The sequence below is a fragment of the Burkholderia sp. Cy-637 genome (genome assembly GCF_011753175.1).
GTDB lineage: Bacteria > Pseudomonadota > Gammaproteobacteria > Burkholderiales > Burkholderiaceae > Burkholderia > Burkholderia gladioli.
On the sequence record NZ_VWWC01000262.1, the window covers coordinates 1 to 6,321 of the forward strand.

At 71.1% G+C, this 6,321-nt stretch carries 5 protein-coding genes and 1 pseudogene; 4 read left to right on the plus strand and 2 right to left on the minus strand.

Features of this window, described 5'->3' with window-relative positions; all coding sequences use genetic code 11:
* The 3 genes and pseudogenes from F3J10_RS33720 to F3J10_RS33730 form a co-directional block, all read left to right on the plus strand.
* Positions 1 to 917, plus strand: a pseudogene (locus F3J10_RS33720) (chromosome segregation protein SMC); the annotation flags it as partial.
* Positions 918 to 1,085: 168 nt separating this feature from the next.
* Positions 1,086 to 2,303 (plus strand): acyl-CoA dehydrogenase family protein, encoded by a 1,218-nt coding sequence (locus F3J10_RS33725; protein ID WP_205200578.1) that lies wholly within the window; start codon positions 1,086 to 1,088, stop codon positions 2,301 to 2,303.
* 63 nt (positions 2,304 to 2,366) lie between these two features.
* Positions 2,367 to 3,746, plus strand: coding sequence for an LLM class flavin-dependent oxidoreductase (locus F3J10_RS33730; protein ID WP_167243891.1), 1,380 nt, complete (start codon positions 2,367 to 2,369; stop codon positions 3,744 to 3,746).
* Between the two features lie 27 nt (positions 3,747 to 3,773).
* Here the strand turns inward: F3J10_RS33730 and F3J10_RS33735 are convergent, their stop codons facing one another.
* On the minus strand, positions 3,774 to 4,178 hold the full coding sequence (locus tag F3J10_RS33735; RefSeq protein WP_166912310.1) for a RidA family protein: 405 nt from the start codon (positions 4,176 to 4,178) through the stop codon (positions 3,774 to 3,776).
* Positions 4,179 to 4,327: 149 nt separating this feature from the next.
* Here F3J10_RS33735 and F3J10_RS33740 point away from each other — a divergent pair, with 149 nt between their 5' ends.
* Positions 4,328 to 5,302: a LysR family transcriptional regulator gene (locus F3J10_RS33740; protein ID WP_167243892.1), complete on the plus strand. Its 975-nt coding sequence runs from the start codon at positions 4,328 to 4,330 to the stop codon at positions 5,300 to 5,302.
* 13 nt (positions 5,303 to 5,315) lie between these two features.
* On the opposite strand, the gene F3J10_RS33745 is transcribed toward F3J10_RS33740, so the two are convergent.
* A complete protein-coding gene (locus tag F3J10_RS33745; RefSeq protein WP_167234407.1) occupies positions 5,316 to 6,254 on the minus strand; it encodes a TauD/TfdA family dioxygenase in 939 nt (312 codons plus the stop codon).
* Positions 6,255 to 6,321 lie beyond the last annotated feature (67 nt).

Consider the following 6,321-nt stretch of genomic DNA (forward strand, 5'->3'; position numbering starts at 1 on the left):
TGGCCGCTCGCGAATTCGAGGCGGCCCGGGCCACGCTCGCCACCGAGCAGGCGCGCATCGCGCCGCTGCTGGCCAGCGCCGGCGCCGCGACGATCGACGAGGCCCTGCCGCTGGCCGCGCGCTCGGACCAGCAACGCCGCCTGCGCGAGGAGATCGAGGCGGCGCAGGCCGCGCTGCTGCGCGACGGCGACGGTCTTCCGCAGGACGAGATTGCCGCCGAGATCGACCGGCACGACCTGGCCGAGGTCCCCGCGCAACTGGAGGCGGCGCGTCGCGAACAGGATGGGCTCAACGCCGCCGCCAGCGAGCTGGCCCGCCGCGAGCTGGAGGCGCGCCAGGCGCTGGCGGCGATCGCCGGCCAGTCGAGCGCGGCGCTGGCCGAGGCGCGGCGCCAGGAGGCGCTGGCCGCGATGGGCGACACCGCCGAGCAGTACATCGAGGCGGCCACCGCGAGCCGCCTGCTGCGCTGGGCGATCGACCGCTATCGCGACCAGAAGCAGGGGCCGATGCTGAGCCGCGCCGGCGAGATCTTCGCGGGCCTCACGCTGGGCGAATTCCTGCGCCTGACCGTCGATACCGAGCGGCAGCCGCCCGAGCTGTCGGCGCGGCGCGCCAGCGGCCGCTCGGTCGAGGTGGGCGGGCTGAGCGAAGGCACGCGCGACCAGTTGTTCCTGGCGCTGCGCATCGCGGCGCTCGAACTGCAGCTCGCGCACAAGGCGGCGCTGCCCTTCGTGGCCGACGATCTCTTCATCAACTTCGACGACACGCGCTCGAAAGCCGGGCTCGAAGCCTTGCGCGAGCTGTCCTCGCGCACCCAGGTGCTGTTCCTCACGCACCACGATCACCTGCTGCCGCTGGTGCGCGAGGTGTTCGGCACGGCGGTGAACGTGGTCGAGCTGCAACGCGAGCGGGTCTGATCCGCGCACGCGAACCGGCGCCGCCAACGCGGGGCGAGCTTATCCTCGCCCCGCATATCCTTAGCTGAAATCGGTCGAACTGCCCCGCGAGGCGATTCCTATACTGTCAGGCGCGCCGCCGGGGCTTCCGGCGGCGCGCCTGACGAAACCCGCACAAGGATGCCCCGCATGAACGCCCCGCACACGATCGCCTCCCGTTCCCGTCTCGATGCCGCGCTGGCCGCGCTGCCGGAACTGGCCAGGCAGATCGGCGAGGGCGCGGCGCAGCGCGAGGCCGATCGCGAGCTGCCCTTCGAGGGTTTCGCGAAGTTTCGCGGCACCGAACTCGGCGCGCTGCGGATCCCGGCCGCGCGCGGCGGGCTGGGCGCCAGCCTGGTCGAGCTGTTCGAGGTGATCGCCACGCTGGCCGCCGCCGATTCGAGCCTCTCGCACGCGCTGCGGCTGCACTACGACGTGACCGAGGCGCTGCGCCTGTCGCCGCGCTCGGCCTCCAACGACCTGCAGGTCGAGCGCGTGCTGTCGGGCGCGATCTTCGGCGGGGCGCTGACTGAGCGCCATACCTCGCGCCCCGGCGAAGTCACCTCCAGCCTGGTGCGCGAGGGCGACCACTTCCTCGCCTCGGGGCGCAAATACTATTCGACCGGCACGCTGTTCTCCGACTACGCGCGCATCAACGTGCAGGGCGAGGACGACGCGCGCGTGGCGATCGTGATCCCGGTGGCGCGCGAGGGCCTGCGCATCGACGACGACTGGGACGGCATGGGCCAGCGCATGACCGCCAGCGGCACCCTGGTGCTCGACCAGGTGCGCGTGGAGCCCGACGAGGTGGTCGAGCGCGACAGCGGCTCGCTGGTGGGCCGCCACGGCGGCGCCTTGCGGCAACTGCACCTGGTGGCGGTGGCGGCCGGCATCGTGCGCAACGTGGCGGCCGACGCGCGCCGCTACGTGATCGAATTCGGGCGCCCGGTGCTGCACAGCCCGGCCGCCTCGGCGCGCGAGGACCATTTCATCCAGCAGGCGGTGGGCGAGCTGACGGCGCACAGCCACGCGATCGACGCGCTGGTGCGCGAGAACGCGCGGGTGCTCGATCGTTCCGCCGACGCGATCGAGGCCGGCGCACCCGAAGCCGATGCCCTGATACTCGAAGGCGCGCTGGCCACCGCGCGCACCCAGCTGGTGGTCAGCAAGCTGGCCCTGCACGCGGCCGAGCGGCTGTTCGAGGTGGGCGGCGCCTCGGCCACCTCGCGGCGCCACAATCTCGATCGCCACTGGCGCAACCTGCGCACGATCTTCAGCCACAACCCGCTGCTGCACAAGGCGCGCGTGGTGGGCGACTACGAGCTGAACGGCACCACCACCCACCTGACCGAAGGCCGCGTGTTCTGAAGCAGGCCGCGCCGCGTCGAACCGAACCCGCGCCGCCTTCGCCATCTCGTCGAGACCGAATCCATGACCCGATCCCGCAGCGGACATCTGGCGCTGGGCGCCTTTCTCTATCCGACCGGCCATCACATCGCGGCCTGGCGGCATCCCGATACGCAGGCCGACGCGGGCGTGGACTTCCGCCATTACGCGCGGCTCGCGCAGGCGGCCGAGGCAGCCAGGTTCGACCTGGTATTCCTGGCCGACGGCGTGGGCACGCGCGGCGACGATGTCGACTACCTGAGCCGCACCGCGCACAGCTACAACGCGCAGTTCGAGCCGATCACGCTGCTCTCGGCGCTGTCCGCCGTGACCGAGCGCATCGGCCTGGTCGGCACGGCCTCGACCAGCTTCAACGAGCCGTATCACATCGCCCGCAAGTTCGCCTCGCTCGATCATCTGAGCGGCGGTCGGGCCGGCTGGAACCTGGTCACCTCGTCGAACCGCCACGAGGCCGAGAACTTCAATCGCGATGAACATTACGCGCATGCCGAGCGCTACGATCGCGCCGGGGAATTCGCCGACGTGGTGCGCGCGCTGTGGGACAGCTGGGACGACGACGCCTTCGTGCGCGACAAGGCGGCCGGCCGTTTCTTCGATCCGGCCGGGCGCCAGGTGCTCGAGCATCGCGGCCGCTTCTTCCAGGTGCGCGGGCCGTTGAACATCCCGCGCGCGCCGCAGGGGCAGCCGGTGGTGGTGCAGGCCGGCTCGTCCGAGGCCGGCAAGCGGCTGGCCGCGCGTACCGCCGAGGTGATCTTCACCGCGCAGCAGACGCTCGACGAGGCGGTGAGCTTCTACGCCGACGTGAAGGGCCGCATGGCCGAATGGGGTCGCGAACCCGACGAGCTGAAGATCATGCCCGGCGTGTTCCCGGTGGTCGGCCGCGACGAGAGCGAGGCGCGCGAGAAGTTCGAGGCCCTGCAACAGTTGATCGACCCGGTGGTGGGGCTGGCCTTCGTCTCGGGCCTGACCGGCGGCTTCGACCTGTCGGCCTATCCCTTCGACGGGCCGATTCCCGAGCTGCCCGAAACCAATGCCAGCAAGAGCCGCCAGGCGCTCACGCTGGAGCTGGCGCGCCGCGAGAACCTGACGATCCGCCAGCTCGCCTTGCGCATCGCCGGCGCGCGCGGCCACTGGCAGGTGATCGGCACGCCGAAGCAGATCGCCGACGCGCTGGAGGAGCGTTTCGTCCACTACGGCGCGGACGGCTTCAACGTGATGGCGCCGACCCTGCCGGGCGGCCTCGACGACTTCATCGCGCTGGTGCTGCCGGAACTGCGCCGGCGCGGCCTGTTCCGCGACGACTACACGGGCACCACGCTGCGCGAGCATCTGGGCCTGAAGCGCCCGGCGCGCCGGCTGGCGGGCGCCGTGGCTCGCGCCGGCGAAGTGGCCGGCACGGCCTGAAGCGGCTTCAGGACGACCTCGCGTGCCTCAGTCGCGCAGGCGCGCGATCGCCTTGATCTCGAACTGGAAGCCATAGAGCCAGGTCACGCCGACCGCCGTCAGGCTCGGATGGGGCGCCTCGCCCCAGTACTTCGGCACCACCTGCCAGACCCGCTCGAAATTCGCCTCGGGATCGACCATGAACACGGTCACGTCGATCACGTCGTCGAAGCTGCAACCGGCCGCCGCGAGGATCGCGTTCAGGTTCTCGAAGGCGCGCGCCACCTGCGCCTCCAGTTCCGGCTCGGGCGAGCCGTCCTCGCGGCTGCCGACCTGCCCGGAAACGAACAGCAACCCGTTGGCGCGCACCGCCGGCGAATAGCGGTTGCGCTCGTACAAGGCCTGCCGTCCCGGCGGGAACACCACATCGCGCTGTCTTGCTGCCTGCGTCATCGATCGACTCCTGGACGATTGGGCCGCTCGCGGCCCGGATGGAAGATGCAGCGATTCTGGCCACGCGCCGCGCCTCGATAAACAGGCAAGCCCATCCATCACTTTTTGTAGAATCCAAACAATCCCGATTCCCTGGAGCACCGATCCATATGGACCGTTTCGACGCGATGCAGGCCTTCGTGCGCGTGGTGGAGGCGGGCAGCTTCACCAAGGCGGCCGAGACGCTGCACATGAGCAAGACCACCGTCACGCAACTGGTGCAGCAGCTCGAGGCGCGGCTGCGCGTGAAGCTGCTCAATCGCACCACGCGCCGGCTCAACGTGACGGCCGACGGCGCGGCCTTCTACGAGCGCGCGCTGCGCCTGCTGGCCGACATGGACGATGCCGAGACCAGCCTGTCGGACGCCTCGGCGCTGCCGCGCGGGCGGCTGCGGGTGGACGTGCCGAGCCCGCTGGCGCGCCTGATCCTGGTGCCGGCGCTGCCGGCCTTCCACGCGCGCTACCCGGATATCCAGCTCGACATGGGCGTGAGCGACCGCCGGGTCGACCTGATCGGCGAGAACGTCGATTGCGTGGTGCGCGGCGGCGAGCTGAGCGACCAGTCGCTGATGGCGCGTCGCGTGGGCGATCTGCAGTTGGGGGTTTATGCGGCGCCGGCCTACCTGGAGCGCATGGGGCGGCCCGCGCATCCGCGCGAGCTGGAGAACACCGCGCATCGCATCGTCGGCTTCCGCTGGGCACGCACCGGGCGCGTATTTCCCTACGCGATGCAGCGCGAGGACGAACGGATCAGCGTGCAGGGCCGTTACGTGCTCGCCGTCGACGACGGCAATGCCTATCTCGCGGCGGGCCTGGCCGGCCTCGGCGTGCTGTGGCTGCCCGACTACATGGCGCGGGCGCCGCGCGCCAATGGCGAGCTGCTGCCGCTGTTCGAGGATTGGCGCCTGGATTCGATGCCGCTCTACGTGGCGTTCCCGCCGAACCGGCATGTCAGCGCGAAGCTGCGCGTGTTCATCGACTGGATCGCGGCGCTGATGGACGAGCATGCGCCCGTGATCGCGCCGCCCCGGGCCGAGGCGCCAGCGCCGGGCGGGGCGGCGCCGCGAACCGCCGGCGCGGCCTGAGCCTGGCGCCGCCTCAGGTCAGCGCGGTGGCGGTCGCCGCGCCTACCGGCGAACCCTCGATCGCCACCGAGGCGCGGCCGTCCGGGCCTACCGGCACGTCGCCCGCCAGGGTGGTGCGGTAGAGCTGGCGGTCGAAGTCGAGATCGAAGATGTCGGAGGGCGCCAGGTGCGCGGTCGAGCGGTTGTCCCAGAACGCCAGGCTGCGCGGCTCCCACTTGAAGCGCACCGTGAATTCCGGGCGCGTCACGTGTTCCCACAGCAGTTCGAGGATCGCCTGGCTCTCGGTGGGCGTGACGTCGACGATCGACTTCAGGAAGCTCGGGCTCACGTAGAGCGCGCGTTCGCCGGTCTCGGGATGGATCCGCACCAGCGGGTGCTCGCTCACCAGGCTGCGCCGCTCGACGGCCTCGGCATAGTCGCGCGTGGCGGCGGCGCCGGGCGGCGGCGTGAAGCGGTGGATGCCGCGCAGCCCGTCCACCAGCCGCTGGATCGGCGGCGAGAGCGTCTCGTAGGCGCGCACCAGGTTGGTCCATTGCGTGTCGCCGCCGTAGGGCGGGATCGTCACGCCGCGCAGGATCGAGGCCCAGGGCGGATTGACGGCGGCCGTCACGTCGGTGTGCCAGCCGGTCCAGGGGCGCCGCACCGGCGCGCCTTCGTAGCGCGTGGCCTGGCGGAACTTGGCGATCGAATAGATTTCCGGATGAGCTTCCACGTAGCCGAACACGGGATGGCCGACGGTCGGCTCGCCGAACTGCGCCGAGAAGGCCACGTGCTGCTGGTGGTTCAGGAACTGTTCGCGGAAGAAGATCACGCGCCACTTCAGCAGCGCCTCGCGAATGCCCGCGATCTCGGCCGCCGACAAGGGGCCGGTGAGGTCCACGCCGCGGATTTCCGCGCCGATGTGGGCGGACAGCGGAATCACGGCGAGCGATGAGGATAGGGCCTGGTTCATGCGGTGTCTCCTGTCGAGGCGCGGCGTGGGGCCGCCAGCGGATGGGGCGGCGTCGGCGGCTTGGCGG